Source organism: Streptomyces sp. Z26 (assembly GCF_003665095.1).
GTDB classification, from domain to species: Bacteria; Actinomycetota; Actinomycetes; order Streptomycetales; family Streptomycetaceae; genus Streptomyces; species Streptomyces phytohabitans.
Genome location: NZ_RCHV01000002.1, coordinates 3,607,012 through 3,626,475, shown reverse-complemented (window position 1 = coordinate 3,626,475; position 19,464 = coordinate 3,607,012). Strand labels below are relative to the sequence as shown.

Annotated in this window: 21 protein-coding genes and 1 pseudogene; 18 read left to right on the top strand and 4 right to left on the bottom strand. The window is 73.3% G+C overall.

Annotation, left to right across the window (positions count from 1 at the left end):
- The first annotated feature begins 41 nt into the window (after positions 1–41).
- From D7M15_RS16205 to D7M15_RS16150, 12 genes are all read left to right on the top strand, one after another.
- Complete coding sequence (locus D7M15_RS16205) at positions 42–926, top strand: IS982 family transposase (protein WP_121517663.1); 885 nt, start codon at positions 42–44, stop codon at positions 924–926.
- Between the two features lie 46 nt (positions 927–972).
- On the top strand, positions 973–2,916 hold the full coding sequence (locus D7M15_RS16200; RefSeq protein WP_240649331.1) for a transglycosylase SLT domain-containing protein: 1,944 nt from the start codon (positions 973–975) through the stop codon (positions 2,914–2,916).
- 25 nt (positions 2,917–2,941) lie between these two features.
- Positions 2,942–3,820: a hypothetical protein gene (locus tag D7M15_RS16195; RefSeq protein WP_240649670.1), complete on the top strand. Its 879-nt coding sequence runs from the start codon at positions 2,942–2,944 to the stop codon at positions 3,818–3,820.
- 64 nt (positions 3,821–3,884) lie between these two features.
- Positions 3,885–4,988 (top strand): phage tail protein, encoded by a 1,104-nt coding sequence (locus D7M15_RS16190; RefSeq protein ID WP_240649330.1) that lies wholly within the window; start codon positions 3,885–3,887, stop codon positions 4,986–4,988.
- On the top strand, positions 4,988–5,911 hold the full coding sequence (locus D7M15_RS16185; RefSeq protein WP_121518169.1) for a hypothetical protein: 924 nt from the start codon (positions 4,988–4,990) through the stop codon (positions 5,909–5,911). The genes D7M15_RS16190 and D7M15_RS16185 overlap by 1 nt, the downstream gene beginning before the upstream one ends.
- A gap of 15 nt (positions 5,912–5,926) precedes the next feature.
- Positions 5,927–6,535, top strand: coding sequence for a hypothetical protein (locus tag D7M15_RS16180; protein ID WP_127201757.1), 609 nt, complete (start codon positions 5,927–5,929; stop codon positions 6,533–6,535).
- 3 nt (positions 6,536–6,538) lie between these two features.
- Positions 6,539–9,022, top strand: coding sequence for a right-handed parallel beta-helix repeat-containing protein (locus D7M15_RS16175; RefSeq protein WP_121518167.1), 2,484 nt, complete (start codon positions 6,539–6,541; stop codon positions 9,020–9,022).
- 13 nt (positions 9,023–9,035) lie between these two features.
- Entirely contained in the window at positions 9,036–9,497 is a 462-nt protein-coding gene (locus D7M15_RS16170; protein WP_121518166.1) for a hypothetical protein, read from the top strand.
- Between the two features lie 67 nt (positions 9,498–9,564).
- Positions 9,565–10,491 carry an N-acetylmuramoyl-L-alanine amidase gene (locus D7M15_RS16165; protein WP_121518165.1) on the top strand — a complete coding sequence of 309 codons (927 nt, stop codon included), beginning with the start codon at positions 9,565–9,567 and terminating at the stop codon, positions 10,489–10,491.
- A gap of 11 nt (positions 10,492–10,502) precedes the next feature.
- Entirely contained in the window at positions 10,503–10,727 is a 225-nt protein-coding gene (locus tag D7M15_RS16160) for a holin (protein ID WP_121518164.1), read from the top strand.
- 1 nt (position 10,728) lies between these two features.
- A complete protein-coding gene (locus tag D7M15_RS16155) occupies positions 10,729–11,214 on the top strand; it encodes a hypothetical protein (RefSeq protein WP_121518163.1) in 486 nt (161 codons plus the stop codon).
- Positions 11,204–11,485, top strand: coding sequence for a hypothetical protein (locus D7M15_RS16150; protein ID WP_121518162.1), 282 nt, complete (start codon positions 11,204–11,206; stop codon positions 11,483–11,485). Before D7M15_RS16155 ends, D7M15_RS16150 begins: the two co-directional genes overlap by 11 nt.
- A 68-nt stretch (positions 11,486–11,553) precedes the next feature.
- On the opposite strand, the gene D7M15_RS16145 is transcribed toward D7M15_RS16150, so the two are convergent.
- Complete coding sequence (locus D7M15_RS16145; protein WP_121518161.1) at positions 11,554–12,807, bottom strand: helix-turn-helix transcriptional regulator; 1,254 nt, start codon at positions 12,805–12,807, stop codon at positions 11,554–11,556.
- A 145-nt stretch (positions 12,808–12,952) separates the two neighbouring features.
- Here D7M15_RS16145 and D7M15_RS28495 point away from each other — a divergent pair, with 145 nt between their 5' ends.
- From D7M15_RS28495 to D7M15_RS16125, 5 genes are all read left to right on the top strand, one after another.
- Complete coding sequence (locus D7M15_RS28495; RefSeq protein ID WP_165906269.1) at positions 12,953–13,123, top strand: hypothetical protein; 171 nt, start codon at positions 12,953–12,955, stop codon at positions 13,121–13,123.
- Positions 13,120–13,341, top strand: coding sequence for a hypothetical protein (locus D7M15_RS16140; RefSeq protein ID WP_121518160.1), 222 nt, complete (start codon positions 13,120–13,122; stop codon positions 13,339–13,341). The genes D7M15_RS28495 and D7M15_RS16140 overlap by 4 nt, the downstream gene beginning before the upstream one ends.
- Complete coding sequence (locus tag D7M15_RS16135; protein ID WP_121518159.1) at positions 13,338–13,814, top strand: hypothetical protein; 477 nt, start codon at positions 13,338–13,340, stop codon at positions 13,812–13,814. The genes D7M15_RS16140 and D7M15_RS16135 overlap by 4 nt, the downstream gene beginning before the upstream one ends.
- Before the next feature lie 387 nt (positions 13,815–14,201).
- A complete protein-coding gene (locus D7M15_RS16130) occupies positions 14,202–14,663 on the top strand; it encodes a hypothetical protein (RefSeq protein ID WP_121518158.1) in 462 nt (153 codons plus the stop codon).
- Positions 14,664–14,695: 32 nt separating this feature from the next.
- Entirely contained in the window at positions 14,696–14,938 is a 243-nt protein-coding gene (locus tag D7M15_RS16125; RefSeq protein WP_121518157.1) for a hypothetical protein, read from the top strand.
- A 155-nt stretch (positions 14,939–15,093) separates the two neighbouring features.
- Here D7M15_RS16125 and D7M15_RS16120 read toward each other — a convergent pair.
- Positions 15,094–15,783 (bottom strand): annotated as a pseudogene (locus tag D7M15_RS16120) (ATPase, T2SS/T4P/T4SS family); the annotation flags it as partial.
- Positions 15,780–17,009 carry a septum site-determining protein Ssd gene (ssd, locus tag D7M15_RS16115; RefSeq protein WP_121518155.1) on the bottom strand — a complete coding sequence of 410 codons (1,230 nt, stop codon included), beginning with the start codon at positions 17,007–17,009 and terminating at the stop codon, positions 15,780–15,782. The gene ssd and the pseudogene D7M15_RS16120, both read right to left, overlap by 4 nt.
- Before the next feature lie 465 nt (positions 17,010–17,474).
- Between ssd and D7M15_RS16110 the strand changes: the two genes are divergently transcribed.
- Positions 17,475–18,290: an HAD family hydrolase gene (locus tag D7M15_RS16110; RefSeq protein WP_240649669.1), complete on the top strand. Its 816-nt coding sequence runs from the start codon at positions 17,475–17,477 to the stop codon at positions 18,288–18,290.
- A gap of 348 nt (positions 18,291–18,638) precedes the next feature.
- On the opposite strand, the gene D7M15_RS16105 is transcribed toward D7M15_RS16110, so the two are convergent.
- Positions 18,639–19,463 carry a Fic family protein gene (locus D7M15_RS16105; RefSeq protein WP_121518153.1) on the bottom strand — a complete coding sequence of 275 codons (825 nt, stop codon included), beginning with the start codon at positions 19,461–19,463 and terminating at the stop codon, positions 18,639–18,641.
- Between the last annotated feature and the right edge of the window lies 1 nt (position 19,464).

The following is a 19,464-nucleotide window of genomic DNA, read 5'->3' as shown; positions in this document are numbered from 1 at the left end:
CCTGGTCGCGACCATGGCGAAGGGCGCCCGTTGGTCAGTGTGTGAAGACAAACCTGGACGCCCTTCTGGCGGCACTGTACGTGTTCATCGACGACCACGTGGCGCCTTGTCGCCGGATCGGGCGACCGCCGAAGCTGACGGACGCCGAACTGATGTGCCTGGCCGTGGCCCAGGTCCTCCTCGGGTTCCCCTCGACCCGGCACTGGATCCGCTTCGCCCACGCCCGCCTCGGCCACCTCTTCCGCTACCTGCCCCAACAGTCCGCCTACAACAAGCGCCTCAACGCCGCAGGTCCGCTCATCAGCCGCGTGATCGAGGCACTGGCCAGGCAGGTGCCGACCTGGAACGACGACCTGCGGCTGATCGACTCCACCCCGCTGCCCTGCGCGGCCTCCCGCGAGACCGTCAAACGCTCCGACCTGGCCGGGCACTGCGGCTACGGCTTCTGCCGCAGCCACTCCCGCTTCTTCTGGGGCTTCCGCCTCTACCTGGTCACCACCGCCGAGGGCATGCCTGTCACCTGGTGCCTGGCCAACCCGAAACTCGGCGAACGGGAGGTGATGACCGCGCTCCTGGAACGCGAACACCACCTCGTCCGCCAAGGGCAGGTGATCCTCGCGGACAAGGGCTTCGCGGGCAAGGAGTTCGAAGCGTTCGTCGCCGAGCGGCTCGGCGCACACCTGGTGCGGCCGGACCGCAAGGACGAACCGGTCCGGCACGGGAAGATCGCCCGGGTCCGCCAGTGGATCGAAGCCGTCATCGACACCCTCAAAGGCCAGCTCAGCCTCGAACAACACGGCGGCAGAACCCCGGCCGGAGTCTTCGCCCGCACCGGACAACGACTCCTCGCCCTCGCCGCCGGCATCTGGCACAACTGGACCACCGGCGCACCCATCAAACGATCACTGATCGCCTACGACCACTGAAGACATCGGACTCATTCATCTAGTTGGGCTCGACGAGCTGAAGGCCGTGCCCGGGTTCGACCGTGGCGGACACACCGGGCCGGGCGGGCGACTGAAGCCTGCGGGCATCGTCCACGCGAACGAGTTCGTCACCCGCGCGTCCTCGACGCGGCGGATCGAGCGCCGACACCCGGGGCTGCTCGACCACATGAACAGGACGGGCACGCTCCCGGGGTACGACGTCGGCGGGTTCGTCAGCGGCCTGAAGGACAAGGTCGTCTCGGGCGCGAAGGCCGTGAAGGGCTTCGCCCTCGACGCGGTCGACATGCTGACCGACCCCGCCGCGGCGTGGAAGAAGCTGACGAGCGGCGTCCTCGGCAAGGCGAAGTCCCTCGCCGATCATCCGTGGGCGCGGGCTGTCGGCAAGGTACCGGTCGAGATGGTCGGGAAGCTGAAGGACAAGCTCGTCTCGTCGGCGAAGTCGGCGTTCGACTTCGGAAGCGGCTCGGGTTCCATCGGCGGCTCCGGCGTCAAGCGCTGGTCCGGCGTCGTGCTCCAGGCGCTCAAGCTCGTCGGGCAGCCCGCGAGTCTGCTGCCGGTCGTGCTGCGCCGGATGAACCAGGAGAGCGGCGGAAACCCGCGCGCGATCAATCTCTGGGACTCCAACGCCAAGGCCGGGATGGCGAGTCGTGGCCTGATGCAGACGATCCCCGGCACGTTCAACGCGTACGCGGGCAAGCTGCGCGGCCGCGGCATCTGGGACCCGCTCGCGAACATCTACGCGTCCATGCGGTACGCGCTGTCGAGGTACGGCAGTCTCGCCAGCGCGTACAACCGTCCGGGCGGCTACGCCTCGGGCGGACGCCCGAAGGTCGGTGAGACGTTCTGGGTGGGCGAGCGCGGCCCCGAGCTGATGCAGCTCGGGAGGGGCAGCGCCCGCATCTGGGACAGCCGCACCTCGATGGGCATGGCCGCCGGGATCGGCGCGCGCGGCTTCGCGTCCGGCACGTCCGGGGCGAAGCGCGCCCGGGGCGAGCTGCCCGGCGACCTGAAGGCGTGGACGAAGGCACTCACCGGCTCGGCGTCGCAGATCAAGTCCGCGGCGAAGTCCCTCGCCGTGGACCTGCGCGCGGCGGGCGGCGCGGGCAAGCGCCTCGCCAAGAGCACCGACTCGACGGCGAAGAAGCTGCTCGGCCTGGCCGGGCGCCGCGACGCCATCGCCAAGAAGATCGCCGCAGCCAACACGTACGTCGGCGAGCAGAAGACGGCCGCGTCCGACTACATCGCGGTCAGCCAGCTCGGCGAGTCCACGAGCATCGCGGACGTCCTCGCCGGGCTCAAGGCGCGGCAGGACACCACGGCCAGCTTCCGGGGCTCGATCGCGGCGCTGAAGAAGAAGGGGCTGGCCAACAGCTACCTCGGGCAGCTGATCGGGATGGGTCCGGAATCCGGCCTGGCGGGCGTGCTCGCCGGGGCGAACAAGGGCCAAATCCTCGCGCTCAACCAGCTCTCCAAGAGCGGCGCGAAGCTCAGCGCGAGCTACGGCGCGACGATGGGCGACTTCCTGTACGACGCGGGCAGCCAGGCGGGCCGCGGCATCCTCGCGGGGCTCAAGTCGCAGGAGAAGGCGCTCCAGAGCCAGATGAACCGGCTGGGCGCCGGGATGGTGAAGTCCATCAAGCGGTCTTTGAAGATCAAGAGCCCTTCTCGGAGGACCCGGGACGAGGTCGGCGCGCAGGTCGGCGCCGGAGTGGTGGAGGGCATGGCCGCGACCCTGCCCGCGGTCCGCGCCGAGGCGGACCGGATGGCCGCCGCGGCGGTCCCGGCCGGGCGGATCGCGCCCGTCACCGCGCGCGCCACGGCCCCGCAGCCTGCGGGGCGCGGCGTGCAGCACGGGGACCGTATCCGGCTCGTCGTCGGGGACCGGGAGATGGACGCGTACGTGGACGACCGTGTCGACGGGGCGCTCACCACAGTGCGGGCGCGGGCCCGCGCGGGCTCGAAGGGCTGACCAGAAGGGAGGCACGTCGGTGCCGATGATCGTGCTGCCGGGGGCTCCCCCGGTCACCGTCCCGGATCGCGTCGTCTCGCCGGACGGGTGGCTGGCCGCCATCGTCGATGAGCCGTGGGCCGGGGTCGTGCTCAGCTACGACGCCACCGCGGGCACGCCGCTCCCGGCCGCAGCCGACGTGCGCCGGGTGCGGATCGTGCGCGTAGGCCCGGACGGCGTCGAGGTGCCCGTACGCGGGGCCGCCCCGGCGTGGGCGATCGAGGGCGTCGGCGTCGCCTACGACCATGAGCCGCCGCTCGGCGTCCCGGTGGTGTACCGGGCGACACCGGAGTACGCGGACGGCACGTCCGGGCCCGTCTCCAGCCTCGCCGTCGAGGTGCCAGCCCCGGCGCCGGGGGCGATCCGGGACCTGTGGCTCAAGTCCGTCGACGAGCCGGGCCTGTCGCTGCGGGTGCACATCACCTCCTGGGGCGAGCGGGAGTCTGCTGGGCGGCAGGACGTCGCCTCGCGCTCCGGCTCCCCGTACGCGCTGGTCGGGTACGACGTGCACGCCGCCCCGAGCGTCGCGGCGGTGGTGGACGTGCCACCCGAGCAGATCGAGCAGGTGCGGGAGCTGATGGACTGCGGGGTGCTGCTGGCGCAGACCCGGCCCGGCTACCAGCAGCCCGACGCGTTTTTCGTGCCCGGGGACTGGACGGAGAAGGCCACCGGCAAGCTCGGGGCGACGGGCGGGTACGCGGTCGGCTTCACGGTGCAGCCGGTCGAGCGCCCGGCCCCCGAGGACCAGCCGATGCGACTGCCAGGCTGGTCGTGGGACCAGGTCGCCGCCGCGTTCGCGGACTGGGATGCGGTCGCCGCCGCGTTCCCGTCGTGGGCGGCGCTGGCCACCAACGGGCGGGTGTGACGTGCAGCGCCTACCGGTCGACATCGTGAACGCACTGAGCCGCGGCACCGCACGGCGCCGTCCCGTGGCTGAGTGGTCCAACGACGGCGGACAGAGCTGGCTGCCGGTGCGGGTGGGTGACGCCGAGGTACGGCCGGACCGCACCGCCGAGTGCCGGTGGGCCGCCAATGTCGACCTGCTGGAAGTCCCGCCGGGCCGGATCGGCGTCAACTCGGTGAGCACGCAGGTGAGGCTGTTCGAGGAGATCACCGTCACCCGGGGCAGCCCCTACCGGGTGCCCGCCGGGCGGTACGTGGTCGACGGGACGAAGGCGATCCTGCGCGGCGGCGGCCTGGCGTGCGACCTGCTGGGGATGGAGGACATCCTGCGGGAGGCCGCGCTGCCAGTGGCCCGGTCGGTGCCGCGGGACACCGCCCGGTCGACGGCGCAGACCCTCGTCGCGGAGGCGATGCCGTGGGCGTCGGTGTCCTGGCGGGCGGGCGTACGCGCGGACACTCGCCTGCCCGCGTTCGTCATCGACGAGGACCGGTGGGGCGCCCTGTCGGGCGGCACCGACCAAGGCGGCGCGTCGACCGGTATCGCCCCGAGCCTGGGTGCCGAGGTGTACGCGGACGCCCGCGGCGTCATCGTGTTCGCCCCGGTGCCGACGCTGACCGACCCGGTGGCGTGGGTCCTGCCGTATGGCGAGGGCATCGTCGAGCCCGAGGCCGCCCAGTCGTCCGAGGGCCTGGCGAACGTGTGGGTGATCTCCGGCGAGGAGGACACGGAGGGCACCGCGGCGTCGGCGCCGGTCGGGCCCGTGTACGTGTGGGACGACGACCCGAGCAGCCTCACGTACGCCGGGCCGGACCCCGTGGGCGACCCGCTCGCGCCGCAGCGCGACGGCCTGTTCCACGTACGGCCGCGCGTCGCCCGCTACTCCAGCCCGCTCATCGCCAGCGAGGAGCAGGCGTACACGGTCGGCCGGGCCAAGCTCGCCGACTCCCTCCGCGTCCAGTCCACCTTGTCGTTCACGGCGTTCGCGCACCCGGGTGTCGAGCCCGGCGACGTCGTCCGAGTTGAGGTCACGCCCGACGCGTGGGAGACGCACATCGTGGACGCCTGCCCCCGGCGCCTGGGCGGCGCGACGCTCACCTGCCAGACCCGCACGAGCACGAGGAGGCTGTGATGGGCGTACGCGAGGACATGGGCGCCGACATGGCGCGCGGCCCCGCACCCCGGGTGCAGACCGTGCAGTGCCGCGTCGTGGACGTGACGGACGACGGCCGCGTGAACCTCGACTACGGCGGCGCGTTGATTCTCGACGTGCAGTGCTCGACGGCGTACCGCGGCAGGCAGGCCGGGGACCTGGTCCACGTCCGCCCCGGCGCGAAACCGGTGGTGCTGTACGCGGTGGGCGACGACCCCGGCTCGGCCAACGAGGCGTCCGTACGCGAGCTGGCGCGCGAGGTCGCGGTCGACGAGGCCGCCGTCAGCGCGGCGACGTGGGGAACCGCGGCCCCGTCCGGCTCGGGCTGGCAGCAGGCCACCACCCCATGGGTACGGAAGAGTGGCGACGGCCGCACCGAGGTCTACTTCCAGCTGGGCACCGCCTCCGACACCTCCCCGCCCAGCAGCGCGAAGGCCCCGCGGTCCGTGACCATCACCCCGAACAGCTCGGGCAGTTGGCGGGGCGGCAGGCCCGACGACTACGCCAGCGCCCCGATGCAGGGCGACTGGACCGGCGGCGGCAACAGGCGCGGCGGCTGGTTCTACGGAGCGAAGATCGCCACCGCGTGCCAGGGCAAGACCGTCAGCAGCATGCGGGTGTCCTTCACTCGGCGCCGCGGCTCCGGCCGCAACGCCCGGGTGCCGATGCACCTGTACCTGCACGACTACCAGCAGCCCCCCGGCGGGCAACTCACGCTCGGCTCCGGCCCGGAGGAGTTGCTGCGGCTGTCCGTCGGCGCCAAAGGCACCGCGACTCTGCCCGCCTCGTGGCGCAACGCGCTGGCCTCCGGCTCCGCGCGGGGCCTCGCGATCTACGACTCCGGCCGCAGCGATTACGCCGGGTTCGGCGGCGGCTCGATCTCCATCAGCTTCTCCGCCTGAGAGGGGGCGCCCACGGTGGCGACCATCGGATACGCAGACCTTCCCGTGCCCGGCGGCGGCGACGGGCCGCTCGGCCCGGCCGCGCTCGCCGCGCTGGCGACCGCCCTCGACCCGCGCCTCGTCCACCGCGTGGGCGACCAGGCGGACCGTGACGAGGAGTTCGCCGACGCTCCGCCCGGGACGCTCGTCATCGCCGCGGACGGCACCGCCTGGTGGCGCGCCGCCTCGACGTGGGTCACCCTCTACGAGCCCGTACCGGCCTGGCGCGGCATCACCCTCAAGGCCGGGTACGAGCAGAACGCCGTGAACCTCGGCGTACGCCGCACGCAGGGCACGTTCGTGTCGCTGAAGGGCCGCGTCAACGCCACCTCCGGCAACATCAACAGCCCGGACGCGGCGATCAACATCGGCTCCGTCCCGGCCGACTGCATCCCGACGGCGCTGCGCGGCTACGCGGCGACCTGCTCCCTGGGCGGCGAGACGACGCTCGCCGCCGCGCGCCTGGAAGTCCTCGGCGCCAACACCTCCAGCTCCAGCGGCGAGGCGGGCGACATCCTCCTGTGGTACCAGGGCCCCGGCGGCACCCCCTGGATGGACATCTCCGGCTTCTACTGGATGGACTGACACATGCCGCTGTTCACCTACGGGGGCAGCCCCGCCGAAGTGCTCACCGACCAGGCCGGGAACGTCATCCCCGACTACCCGCTGATTGTGCGGGCGGCCGGGACCGGCCAGCAGGTCACCGCCCTGTACGAGGCGGACGGGACGACGCCCATCGCGCAGCTGCGCACCAACCCCGCGGGCAGCACCCAGCCCGGCGCGATCCGCCCCTTCAAGGCCGACGGCGTGATCGCGATCGAGTACGAGTACAACGCGCCGAACGGCGACCCGGTGCGCTGGTACCAGCAGCCGCGGGAGATCGCGGCCGTGTCCGGCGCCGACAAGTTGCCCATCGCGGGCGGCGTCATCACCGGCAACCTCGGCATCGTCGGGGCGCTGGACGTGGGCGGGCAGATCCTCCAGGGCGGGCAGCCCCTCGACGGGCTGCGCGGCGCCGGGCTGTTCGACGTCCGCCGCTTCGGCGCCACCGGCTCCGGCGCGGGCGACGACGCCCCCGGCATTCAGGCCGCGATGGACGCCGCGTACGCGGCGGGCGGCGGGCAGGTACTCGTCCCCCCGGGCACGTACGTGGTGGCGACGCTGCCGCTGCGCATCCGCCGCGGCACCCGCCTCACGCTCGCCCCCGGCGCCACCATCCGCCGCGGCGCGAACGGCACGATGCTCCTCAACGGCGACAGCGCGCAGGCGTACGGCGGGTACTCCGGTCACGGCGACCTCGTCATCGAGGGCGGCGTGTGGGACTGCCGCGGCGCGGTCTACACCGCGTCCGCGATGTGCATGTCCCTCGGCCACGCCGAGAACATCCTCATCCGCGACCTGACGATCCGGGACGTGTCGGGGTACCACGGCATCGAGATCAACGCCGTCCGGCACGCGGTGATGCGGAACGTGCGCGGGCTGGGCTACTACAACCCCGGCGGGCGGGACTTCAGCGAGTTCATCCAGCCGGACTTGGCGAAAGGCTCGGCGTACTTCGGTGGCTTCGGGCCGTACGACGACTGCCCGTGCGTGGACGTTCTGATCGAGGGCTGCGCGGTCGGACCGTCCGGGACGCCGGGCACCACGTCGTGGCCGCGCGCGATCGGCTCGCACTCCGCGTCCCCGGGGAAGCCGCACCGGGACATTCGGGTACGGGACCTGCGCGCGGAGGGCTGCGCGCAGTGGGTCGTCGGGGCGTACACGTGGGAGTCGTGCGTCATCTCCGGGGTGCAGGCGCGGGACTGCGGCGGCGGCGTACGGGTGCAGACGCTCGACTCCAGCAAGGCGTCGCACCGCACCCCGGCCGGGGGCTCCAGCCCGACCATCGCCGGGTCGCAGCCCCTCGCCGGAGTCGTCGTCTCGGACGTGACGATGACGGGCGGCGGCGCGTACGGGGCCGCCGTCGAGGTCGTGGGCGAGGCGACGGGCTACGTCCAGGACGTGGCCGTCGGCCGCGTCGTCGCGCGATCCGTCGGGCAGCAGGCCGTACGCGCCGAGTTCGTCGAGGACTACGTCGTCAGCGACGTGGTCGCGCACACCACGGGCGCGACCGCCATCTCGACGTTGGGCACCCGCCGGGGGCAGATCACCGACAGCGAGGTCAACGGCTCCGGCGGCGCCGGGATCACGATCGACTCGCGCTCGACACCGGCCGCCACCGCGACGGACGTCACCGTCTCCCGCTGCCAGATCGCCGGGACCGCCGCGAACGGCGTGCACTGCTGGGACGGCGCGGACATCGTCATCGACGACTGCGACCTGCACGACCTCACCGGCTACGGCGTACAGGTCTCCACCAACACCGCCCGCCCGGTCGTACGGAACGTTCGAGCGAAGGGCACGACGCTCGCCGGAGTCAGCCTCACCAGCACCGTGACGGACGCCCGCCGGTACGGCAACACCGGCTCGATCGCGGACGCCACGACGACGCCCACCGCGACGTCGCCGTTCGACTCGGGGCAGGGCGCCCTCGAAGACGCGATGCGCCCGCCGAGCCGGTACGAGACGACTTCGCGGCTGCGCGTGGGGACGTCGTCCGCCGCGATGACCTCGGGCGTGCTGTACCTCGTGCCGGTGTGGTTGCCCAAGGGAGTGGCCATCAGCAGCATCTCGTTCGTCTCCGGCGGCACTGCCGCGGGGACGCCGACGAACTACTGGTTCACGTTGCACGACAAGGACCGCAAGGCCCTCGCCCGCAGCGCCGACCAGACCACGACGGCGTGGGCCGCGTCGACCGTCAAGACCCTCGCGATCGCGCAGACCACGGCGGGCACGGCCAGCTCGTACACCACGACGTACGAGGGCCTGCACTACCTCGGGATCATGGTGAAGGCCACGACCATGCCCAGCATCGCCGGGGAGGGCTCGATGGGCGCAGGCTCCGGCGTCGCGCCGGGCTTCGGCGACACCAACACGGGAATGTCGACCCCGCCCACCGTCTCCGGCGCCGGGTTCACCGCGGCGGCGTTCGGCGGGAACACGGGCCTGCTGGCGTACGGCTACGCGGCCTGAGAGGGGGCGACTCGTGGCGTTCTCCCGTGATCAGGTCATGGCCTGCTACCGCGTGGCCGGGTCCCCGCACATCTACACCGACCTCGACGCCGCGCTCGCAGCGGCCGACGAGCTGAACGCGACCCTCGGTACGGACGCTGCCGGGTACGGGCGCGCGATCGTGATGCCCGGCATGGCCATCGCCTACCCGGCCGCGATCCCCGCCGCCGAGACGGCCGCCGTGACGCTGCGCCGCGCGCTGATGCCGCTGCCGCTGATCGCGGTCGGCGCGGTCTACGACCAGCCCGTCGCGTGGTCGTCGCCGATGCCGTCGGCCAGCTACCGGGTCGAGGCGGTCGCCGGGGCCGGGCTCGTCGGCCGCGCTGCGCTCACCGTGGTGCCGGGCAGTCGTACGCCAGCCGGGCTCACCGTGCGCGTCACCGCGTCCCTGCTCGTCGCGGCGGGCGCGTACGTGGACGTCACCGCGTACGCCTGACCCCTCCTCAACTCCCCGCGCCACACCGGCCCGGGGTGCTCACCCCTGCCCTGGAAGGGGGCTGATCATGGCCACACCGCTCACCTTCACCAACTTCGTCGACGCCATGCGCGACGAGGGCGTCACCGTCAAGGTCGTCGGGGACGCCGCGCGGCACAACCGCAACAAGCAGGGCGCCTGGGGCCCGGTCCACGGCGTCGTGATCCACCACACCGTGACCAAGGGCTCCCAGCGCACGGTCGACATCTGCCGCGACGGCTATTCCAGCCTGCCCGGCCCGCTCTGCCACGGCGTCATCACCAAGGACGGCACGGTGCACGTCGTCGGGTACGGCCGCGCCAACCACGCGGGCCTCGGGGACGACGACGTACTGCGCGCGGTGATCGCCGAACGGGATCTGCCGCGCGATGACGAGGCCAACACCGACGGCAACTCCCGTCTCTACGGCTTCGAGTGCGAGAACCTCGGGGACGGCGAGGACCCGTGGCCGGCGGCCCAGCTGGAGGCCATCGAGAAGGCCGCCGCCGCGCTCTGCCGGGCGCACGGCTGGAGTGCCGCATCCGTGCTCGGGCATCTGGAGTGGCAGCCGGGCAAGGTCGACCCGCGTGGCTTCGGCATGGACGGGATGCGCGACCGGATCGCGGAACGACTCGGGGGCAAGCCGACGCCGCGGCCGCAGCTCCCGGCACCGAAGCGCCCGAAGGTGTCGCTGAAGAAGCTGGTCGCCGCCGCCCGCTCCAACCCGAAGGCGAAGGGCCAGCCCGTCACCTACTCCGGTGTCCGTACGTATGAGGCGGCGCTCGTCGATGAGGGCCTCCTCGCCAAGCAGCTCCTGGACGGCCACTTCGGCACGGCCACCCTGACCGCGACGTCCGAGTGGCAGGAGCGCTTGGGCTACCGCGGCCGGAAGCCGGGCGAGGGCGCCGACGGCATCCCCGGCCGCGACTCCGCCACCAAGCTCGGCCGCAAGCACGGCTTCGACCTCGTCGACTGAAGGAGAACCCCATGTCCGAACCGATCGAGACCAAGGTCAAGGCGAGCACGGCGGCCGCGTACCTCGGGAGTACCGGCCTGCTCGCGATGCTCACCGCCGTCCAGGACAACGCCGGGCTGGTCAGCAGCCTCCCGGACGTCCTCGAACCGTTCGTGCTCGCGCTCGTCCCGGCCGCCATCACCGGCGTCGCCGGATGGGGTGCGAAGCACACCCCCCGCCGTACGCGGGGGGTGTGACGTGCGGGCGGCGGTACGGCGGCTGGGGCACCGCCTGAGCTACCGCGGCGCCGCCCTCCTGCTGTGCGGGCTCGGCTGGATCAACTACGGCATCGGCCTCGTCGAGGACCCGCGGTACGGGACCGTACGCGGCGTCGAGGCCCTGACCAACATCATGCCGATCGCCGGGTGGGGCGCCGTGTGGATCACCTCCGGCGCCCTGTCCGTCGTGGCCGCGACCCGGCCCGGCCGGAGGGACTGGTGGGGGTGGGGCGCGGCGGCGGCCCCGCCCGCGTGGTGGGCGCTCGCCTACACCACGGCGCGTGCCGTGGACGCGTACCCGCAGGGCTGGTACTCCGGCATCACCTGGGCGGTGACGCCGGGCCTGCTGGCGATCCTGGCGGCGGCGACGCGGAAGATCCTCGCCCAGCGCCGCGAGTTGAGCTTGGTGCGGTGCAGGCTGGCCGCGGCGTCCGGGCCCGAGAGAGGCGGCCGCCATGGGATCTGAGCTGGTCAGCTTCGCCAACGTCCTGGTGGGCGGCGTGGTCGCGGTCGCGGTGGCGTGGATCTCCCGGGGGCGCGGAGACCCGGCGGAGGCGGCGGCCGGGACGGCGCTGGAGTCCCTGGCCGATCTGGCGGGCGAGCAGACCCGGCTCGTACGGGCGCTGCGCCGGTACGTACGGCAACTGCGCGCCGCGATCATCGTGTTGGGCGCGGTCCCGCCGGAACCGGCCGACCCGGGCGACGCCGACCTGATCCGCACGGCAGACGAACCCTGACCCGCCGCATACGTACGCGCGCCCCCGCTCTCCTTCGGGAGGGCGGGGGCGCTTCGGCGCGTCCGGGGTCAGCCAGGCCCCGGCACGAGCAGGTGTCCGTGATCGGTCAGCACTTCGCGCACCTCGGGTACGTCCTCGAAGTCCGCCAGGCGCCGGAGCACGACACGGGCCCGCTCAGTCGTACGCTCCGACGACATGTCCCCCGAGGCAGCGATGACGTGCTGCGCCTGCTCTGCGGCCTGCTCCGGCTCGTTCGCGTCCGCCAGGGCCACCGCCAGCCACGACCGGTACAGCGCCACCTCCCGGGCGTGGGTGGCGTCGTACCGGCCCAACACGTCCTGGAGCAGGGGCACGGCACGCAGCGGCCGGCGCAGCTCGGTGAACACGCGGGAGTCCATGACCTCCAACTCCTCACGGTTCACCCAGTACGCCCACGACGGGGCAGGCTCGTCGTCGGCGTTGTCGAGCGCGGCGTGCGCCTGGCCGAGCGCGCGAAGGGCGGGCTGCTGCTGCCCTGCTTGCGCGTGCGCCCACGCGGCCCGGTCGAAGAACAGGGCGCGCGTCTTCGCCGGGGCGTCCGGGCCCGCCTCGACGACGGCGGCCGTCGCCAGCGCAAGGCCCTCGCGCGTACGGCCGTTGTTCGACAGGTGGTAGCCGAGGCTCCCGGCGAGCTGTGCCACCAGCGGTGCGTCCCCGGCCTGCCGCGCCGCCGTGAGCCCCAGCTCGTACGCGCGCTCCGCGTCGTCGCCGCGGCCAGCGTCCGACGCGATCCACCCGGCGATCTGCCCCAGCTCCCCGATCTGCACGAGCAGTGCCCGGCCGGTGTCCTCGTCGTGGCTGGACTCGCGGAACAGACGTACGGCCGAGCGGAGTTCGCGGACCGCGGGCGCGATCAGGTCCCCGCCCGCGAGTACATCGTCGGCGAGCCGTAGCCCGTGCACGCGGGCCGCCAGCCCGTGCACCTCGGGGAGGGCAATCCGGCGACCGGCGGGCACCGACAGACGCTCCAGGGTGTCGCCGCCGGGCAGCAGGTCCGCGAGGGTGGCCGCGGCCCCCGGCAGCGTCGCGCCCTCACCACGGGCGTACGCGGCGGCCTGCTCCAACTCACGCAGCGGCGCCCCGAGGACGTGCGCCAGCGCGGCCAGCCACGCATCCGGGATGCGCCCGCCGCGCTCCCACCGCGACACCTCGTTCCGCGTGAGGGTACTGATCCCGGACGCGGCGCACAGACGCAGGGCGAGCGACCGCTGCGAGAGACCCGCGCGCTTGCGGAGTCCGGCCAGGTAGACGCCGAACTGCTCGCGTGGGTCGGCGTTCTGCATGGGGTCAAGCTACCCCGCAGGCCCCCCTCTGGCCCCTCCCCGGGCACCTCCCTGGACCCCACGTGCGCCGCTTCCATGAGCGAACGGTGCCCCGCGACCGCGCGAACGGTCCGGGGCTTGGCCGACGCTTCCGAGGAGCATCGACGTGCAGAACCATACGAGTTCGACCGCCCCCGCGGAGGGCGAATCCGCGCCGGAGTGCGACGTGTGCGGCGCGCTCGCCCGGCAGTTGGCGAACGCCACCTACGAGGGGGAGGCGGCGGCACTCGCCGCCGAGTTGGCGTCGCACCCCGCCGCCGCGGCGGTCACCCGATGACCGCCGGGAGCGGCATCCAGCCGGGCGGGGAGTGCGACAGGTGCCACGCCTGGGTCGACGAACGGGTCACCATCGCAATCGTCGAGACCGGGTCCGGTCCGGGCGGCTCCGCGTACGGCTGCCTGCCCTGCGCCCGCATCCGCGCCACGGGCCCGTACGCCCCGGACTGGCTCGTCGGCCTCCTCGACGACATCGACGCCCGACGGGGTACGCGGTGACGGCCGCGCCGCTGGACGTGCCGCGCATCCCGCCCACCGTCCGCCTGATGGGCGAAGACCGGGCGCACGTACGGGACAAGGTCGTCGCCGCGTACCTCGCCGGGCACACCGTCGCCGCAATCATCCGCGCCACCGGCCGGAGCATGCACCTCGTCTACAAGCTCTTGGCCGAGGCCGACGTGCCGCTCCGCGAGCCGCGCCAACCGCACCTGGCCGCGCCGCGCGCGAAGCCGTCCACCCTGCGCTTCCCCGAGCCGCCCCCGGGGCGTACGGACTGGGTCCCGCTGACGGTCGACTGCGACTCGATCCGCGTGGGCGACCTGGTCCTCGTCGACGGGCAGACGCACACCGTGCGGGACCTGCGGAAGGCCAGCCTCGACAAGCTGCTCCGCTTCGATCGCGGCTCGTACCGGCTGGCGTTCCGCGAGGAACTACCCGCCCGGCGCCGAGCCACGGAGGGGAGGCCGCGGTGAGGCAGGTGGTGGCTCAAGTCCTGTACGTGGCCGCCGTCGCCGCGGTGCTCATACCGCTGCTGATCTACAGCACGCCCGGCTGACCGGGCCCGAGATCGGTTCCGCCGTGGTGCTCCCCCGCGGCGCGGCGGAACCCCATCCCGCCCCCGGCCGCGCTGACCACCGCGCGCGGCCGGGGAGCGGGCACCACCCACCGACCGAGAGGAAGCTCATGTGCCGCGTCACCGGCAGGCCCTGCGACTGGGACAAGCGGAACGACCGCATGGTCTGCCGCAACTGCCACAGGACGATCTTCCTCTGATGACCGCCCCTGTGCCCGGCGCACAGCGGTAGCCGTACGCCGCGCACGGGACCCGCACAGCACAACCCACCGAGAGAGGAACGCACATGACCGATGCACTGCTCTCCACCGACCAGATGACCCGCGTCCTGGTCACCATCCGCGACAACAACCCCGGCATGGACGAGCCCACCGCCCGGCGCGTCGTCGGCGAGGCCGCCAAGTTCGTGGCCGCCGGCGCCCAGTACGACCTGCCCCTGGCGCCCTCCCGCACGGTCGACGAGGGCTGGCACGCCCTGATCCTGCACACCGCCCTCTACCGCGACCTGTGCGCCCGCCACGGCCGGTTCGTCGACCACCACCCCGGCTACGACCCCACGCACTACGACCCGGCGATCCTCGACCGGACCCGCGCCGCGATCGAACAGGCCGGGTACACCGTCGACCCGGAGCTGTGGCGCGCGCCCGACGACGGCGCCGTCCCGGTCGCCGCGAAGTGCCAGCACGCGCCGGAGTGCGCGATCCGGCCCATGCCGACACCGCAGCCGCCCGTCACGTCGGGCGCGTAGGGTCTGCCGAACCAGAGGCAAGGAGGGATGACGTGACCGAAGCCGAAGCGTGCCGGGTGCAGAGGATGCTGCACCGCATGGGACGGCCGGGGGTTGCCGCGCCCGTGAACGCGGGCGACCCGGATGGGGAGTGGGCCATCTTCGACCGGGCCGAGCCAGCGCTCCGCCGCGACATCACCGGCGAAGTGCTTGACGCGCTGATCGACGAGGCGGAGAACGCTCCGACGCTGCCAGCTGGCGGGCACGCGCGGCGCGGCTTCATCGTCCCGAGCTGACCTCTCCCGAGCACGAGGCCCCGGCCGCGCCCACCGCGCGCGGCCGGGGCCGTTTCACGTGGTCAGGGGCGTGTTGCGGGCAAGGGCGGTCACTCCGGAGACCGGTGACCCACCGTGACATTCACCTAGGGGTGTCTTGAACTCGGTTCTGGGTTGCCGGAGCCCGTGCCGCCGCTGACCAGGAACGACAGCCGCGCGTTCAGGATCGCCCCGAGCAGCCGGTCCCCGCCGGGCGGCACCGTGCCCGCGGCGATCAGCTCGTCGAGCCGGAAGGCCCGGGGGCGCACCACCCGCAGCGACAGGCAGGTGGCCCCGACGGCCACCGGCGGGAGCACGGCGTGCATCCGGGTCCCGTCGGGCAGCCGGGCGTCGACCCATGGCCGCGCGTCGTCGAGGCGCCGCCCGGTCGACGTGGCGAGCCGCTGGGCGAGGCGGCGCACGGACGCGGCGTCCGGGAAGCGGATGCCGGTGCGTTCCAGGCCGTCGCCCCGGTCGACCCACACCTGTTCCGGCCCGGTGACCAGGACGTCGGTGACCTCCGGGTCAGCCAGCAGCGGTTCCAGCGGCCCCGTGCCGACCATCTCCGAACGCAACGTCTGCACCACCCGCAGCACCGCGCGGTCCCCGAGCAGCCGCCCCTGCGACCGCAGTGCGGCGGCCACCCGTGCCGGGGTCGGCTCGGCCCCGGTCTCCGCCAGGCGCACCCGTACGGCGTCCAGCAGCGCGGGCCCGGTGGCTGGTTCCTGAGGTCCGCACAGCTCAACGGCCCCTGGACCGGCGTCCGTTCGCACACCGACCGTGGCCGGGCGGTGCCCCTGCGTGGAATCGGGTCCGACCCGGCTCATACGACCGCACCCCCCGCGCCACCGCAGGCCGCCAGCGACCGGTCCCAGAAGGCACGGCAGAAGCGGGCGAACGCGCCCGACTCCGCGGAGCCCGGGGGCCGACCCCGCTCGGCTGCCTCCAACAGCCCCGGCTCCCAGGGGAGTTCGCCCGCGAGGTCGAGCCCGAGCAGCCGTGCGACCTCGTCCTCGTCCAGGCCCGGTGCGCCCGCGCCGCCGCGCCGTGCACCCGGTCCCGTGCCCGCCCCCGTACGCGTGCGCACCACCACCCGCAGGTCCTTCAGCACCATCCTGGTGACGCCCGCGACCCGGTGCGCCGCCGCCACCGCACGCAGCTCGGCGGGCACCAGCAGCAGGCCGACGTCGAGTTGGGCGAGCGCCTCGGCGGTCGCCTCGTCCATCCGCCGGGGCAGGTCCACGACGACGACTCCGGCGTGCCGCCGGGCGGACTCCAGGACGGACTTCATCGCGTCCCCGGAGACCGCGGCCGAGTCGCCGCGGTCCCAGCTGAGCACGCTCAAGCCGTGCAGCTTCGGCAGCGACTCGTCGAGCGCGGCGCCGCCGACCCGTCCCCGCGACTCCGCGAAGGCGGGCCACCGCAGCCCCTCCGTACGCTCGCCGCCGAGCAGTACGTCGAGTCCGCCGCCGAGCGGGTCGCCGTCGATCAGCATCGCGCTCCGGCCCGCGCCGGTGCCCGTACGCGCCCTCGCTCCCGCACGGGCACCGGCACCGGCGTCCGCCGCCGTGACCGCCAACGCGCACGCGAGCGCGGAGGCCCCGGCGCCGCCCCGGCCGCCGATCACCCCGACCGTCAGCGCGGGGTCCGCGATGCCCTCGGCCGCGTCCGCGATGCGGCCCGCCAGCCAGCCCTCGGCGTCGGGCAGGACGACCACGCCCTCGGCACCGATCCACGCCCCTCGCTCCCACACCCCGGAGTCGTCCAGGTCGCGGCCGACGAGGAGGACGCCCGCCCTACGTCGTCCGCCGGGCGGTCCCGTGCCCGACGCCGCGAGGCCGCTCCCCGCTCCGGCGCAGTCGTCGCCGACGAGGATCAGCGGCGCCGTCCGCCACGCCTCCGCCGCGGTCCAACTCGCCCAGCCCGCCCGGCCCGCGCGGCTCTCGGGTGCCCCGTGCGCCACTCGGGCCTCCGCTCCCGCGGCGGCGCAGAGGCGGAGGAGGTCGTCGAGAAGGTCCGCGTCCTCGGTGACGATCAGAATAGTTTCGGCCATGATCCAATACCTCCGCGAATGTCAAGACAGGTCCGCGAAATCCCGTGGACCCCGCTGGGAAACACCGTGCGGGCATCCGGAGAAAGCTGGTGATCATGGTCGAAAACTGTGGACAACTCAGCAGTTGTGGATAACTTGCTCGCTCAAACCAGCGACTTCCGGAGAGCAGCCCGTCGATTACACTGAGTAACTGATCGATCAGACGCCGAAAGACGGCCCGAAGGGCCGAAGGGCGGGAAGGAGAAGCCCCCTTGGACCGGGAAACGTGCCCGGACGTGCGACGACCCCCGCCGGGGGGGAGAGCGGGGGTCGTCCCCACGGCCGACTCGGGGGGGAGGAGTCGGACCGGGTTAGCACGGTCGCGAACGATCCGTGACTTCCATGGTGTACCCGAGGGCCTTCTCAAGCAAACCAACGCGCCCGAGCTTACGCCGAACGGTTGGCGCCTATGCTCAACCTGTGGAAATCCCGTCGCTGCCCCGTACTGCCGCGTTCTTCGACTTGGACAAGACGGTCATCGCGAAGTCGAGCACACTCACCTTCGGCAAGTCCTTCTATCAAGGTGGCCTGATCAATCGCCGAGCCGCCCTACGCACCGCCTACATCCAGTTCGTCTTCCTGGCCGGCGGCGCCGACCACGACCAGATGGAGCGTATGCGGGAACACCTCTCCGCGATGTGCCGGGGATGGAACGTCCAGCAGGTGCGCGAGATCGTCGCCGAGACGATCCACGACCTCATCGACCCGATCATCTACGACGAGGCGGCCTCGCTCATCGAGCAGCACCACCTCGCCGGGCGCGACGTGGTCATCGTCTCCACGTCCGGGATGGAGGTGGTCGAGCCCATCGGGCGGATGGTCGGCGCCGACCGCGTGGTCGCGACCCGGATGGTGGTCGAGGACGGCTGCTTCACCGGCGAGGTGGAGTACTACGCCTACGGCCCGACCAAGGCGGAGGCCATCGCCGAACTCGCGGAGTCGGAGGGGTACGACCTCAGCCGCTGCTACGCGTACAGCGACTCCGCCACCGACCTGCCGATGCTGGAGTCCGTGGGCCACCCGCACGCCGTCAACCCGGACCGCGCCCTGCGCAAGGAGGCGCTCGCGCGCGAGTGGCCCGTGCTCACCTTCTCCCGCCCGGTCCGGCTGAAGCAGCGGATGCCCGGCCTCACCATGCCGTCCCGCTCGGCCATGACCGTCGCCGCGGCGGCCGTGACGGCGGCGGCCGCAGCGGCGGGAGCCGTGTGGTACGTCGGTAAGCGGCGCACTCGTACCGCTTGACGTCGATTGCTCCGATCATGCTGTTTGCCCGGAAAAGTAAAGTTCCGCAGCAGGGGGTTCCGTTCATCGGCCGCCGGGAGTACAAAGGATTCAACGGCCCGCGAGACCAACGGCATCCGGGAGGATTCCGCAGTACGCACCAGGCCCCACGGACCGTCAGCATGAATATCGGGCACCCACGCGCAGCCGACCCGCGATTCGGGCCAGTCGCACCAGGTGACGGGCGAAGTCCCGACCTGATGGACGAAATTTCGTGCACGCACTGGTAACCCGGTGGACATGCCAGCGGCGGCACCGCTTCCGAGCGGTGCCGCCGCAATGTCGTGTCCGGCGCCCGCCACCCGCCGCCTACGCGGCGCCGCGCTGCATCGCCTCGCAGACCGCCGTGCTCTCCCGTACGCCCAGCTCGACCGCTCGGCCGCAGTGGGCGATCCACTCCGCCATGCCCGCCGGCGTGCCCGAGGCGTAACCGGCGAGGCCGCGCCCGTACGCCTCCGCGCCCGCCTCCGCGTGCCCGACCTCCGAGGGGCACACCGCCTTGGGGTCGAGGCCGCTGCCGACCAGGACGACGCGTTCCGCGGCCCGCGCCACCACCCCGTTGTACGAGCCGAACGGACGCAGCGTCAGCAGCTCGCCGTGCACCACGGCCGCCGTCACCAGCGCGGGAGCCGCCGAACCGGCGACGACCAGCTCCGCCAGCCCGTCCAGCCGGGCCGAGACCTCGGCGGCGTCCGGCAGCGCGGGACCGGGCCCGCCCGGCTCGTCGACCGGTTCGCCCGCCAGCCGCGGCCTGCCCACGGTGTCCCGCGCGGCGTCCCCACCCGCGGCCACCAGGTGCAGCCGGGCCAGGACGCGCAGCGGCGACTGCCGCCACACGTCGAGGAGTTGACCGGCCTCCGCGGTCACCCGGAGCGCCGCGCCGACCGTACGGGCCTCGCTCTCGGTCCCGAAGTCGCTGCGCCGCCGCACCTCTTCGAGCCCCCAGTCGGCGCCGTCCAGCGCGGCGGAGCCGCGGGCGCCGCGCAGGGCGGCCTCGGCGCTCACCTCGCTGCTGCGGCGGCGCATCACGCGGTGCCCGTAGAGCCGGTCGGTGGCCTTCCGTACGGACTCCACCGCCTCGGCCACGCCGGGCAGCGCGCCCAACGGGGCCAGCGGGTCCTGGGCGTTGCTCATG